The organism is Stenotrophomonas sp. 2YAF22 (assembly GCF_052114665.1).
In the GTDB taxonomy this organism is placed as follows: Bacteria; Pseudomonadota; Gammaproteobacteria; order Xanthomonadales; family Xanthomonadaceae; genus Stenotrophomonas; species Stenotrophomonas indicatrix.
Map to the genome: position 1 here is coordinate 1 of NZ_JBFRFE010000837.1, position 1450 is coordinate 1450.

1 protein-coding gene is annotated in these 1450 nt (G+C 70.1%); it reads right to left on the bottom strand.

The window, feature by feature from the left end:
* On the bottom strand, positions 1-1335 hold a 1335-nt coding region (locus AB4Y84_RS21585; protein ID WP_442250921.1), incomplete at its 3' end, for a type IV pilus assembly protein FimV.
* Between the last annotated feature and the right edge of the window lie 115 nt (positions 1336-1450).

Genomic DNA, 1450 nt, shown 5'->3' on the forward strand with positions numbered 1-1450 from the left:
CGGCAGCGGCGAGGGCTTGCGACGACGCAGCAGCCAGGCGCCCAAGGCAACCAGCACGAGCAGCGGCAGGCCCAGCCAGTACCACGGCGTGCCAGCGCCGGGCGCACCGGGCGCCTGGGCCAAACGCTGCTGCGCGGCGGCCAGGTCGTTGTCCTTCATCGCGATCAGTGACTGCTGCTGCTCCTTGAGCTTCTCCAGCTCCGCCACGCGCTGCTTCAGATCGCCGATTTCGGCATCGCGGGTGGCGATGTCCTCCTTGGCCTGGCGCAGTTGTTCGTTGCCCAGCATGTCACCCTCGCTGCCGGCACTGGTGCCGGTGGTTGTGCCCGCGTGCGCGGCGTCGGATGCCAGCGCCGGAGCGATTTCAAGTCGTGCCCCTGTGGCCGCAGCCGGGGAAGAAGCAGCGCCATCGGCCTTGGCCATCGGCATCGGGGCGCCGGCCGGCTGTGGCACGGTGCGTGCCTGCCGCCACTGCGCGGCATGTTCACGAACCAGCGCGGCGGCCTCGGCCGCATCCACCGCAGCCAGTGCGGTATCGCCCGGCATGCGCAGCACCGCGCCCTGCTTGAGCAGGTTGACGTTGCCTCGGATGAAGGCTTCGGGGTTGGCACGCAACAGCGCGATCATCGCCCGGTCGCGACTGATCTGATTGCCACGGGCCAGCGAGCCGGCGATCTGCGAAAGCGTCTGCCCGCGCTGCACGGTCACGCTGCCGTCTGTGGCCAGCGTAGGCGCTGGCACTGCTGGTGCTGGCGCAGGTGACGCGGCCCGTGGACGCGGTGCAGCAGGTGCGGCGGCCGCCGTGACCGGTGCCGGCTCGGGTGCGGTTGCAGCGGCGGCAGGCGCATCACGGACGATGGTGTCCGACAGCACGCCGGCCGGCGCGACGATTTCCGGTTCGGCCACGGCCAGTGCACTGGCCGGTGCATCGACCAGCGCCGAGTACTCACGCACCAGCCGACCCTGGCCCCAATCGGCCTCGACCAGGAAGCTCAACGAGGGTGTTTCCACAGGGGTCTGCGAGGTTACCCGCACCACCGCCCTGCCCTGCGCATTGCGGGTCAGCTCGAACTGCAGTTCGCTGACCAGACCTGCCGGGCGCTGCAGGCCAACGCGCTCAAAGGTGACCGGCGAAGCGAGCGCGACGCGCAGGTTCTCAAGTTCGGACGGATCGGCCGAGATCACCGGGATCTCGGCCAGCAGCGGCTGTCCCGGCTTGGACAGGACCCGGATGTCGCCCAGGCCCAGGGCCATGGCCGAACTGCTGACCAGGGCCAGCAGCGCGGCGGAAAGACAGGTGAGCGGACGCCGTGCGCCCTTGGCTCGTTTATTCATGGGCGACACTATAAAGCGTGCGGACCACGGTCCGCACCCACCGGGGAGGCGGACTGCGGTAATGCCGGCCGCTGGCCGGCAGGCACGGGCATGCACCGATAAGGCACTGCCGGCC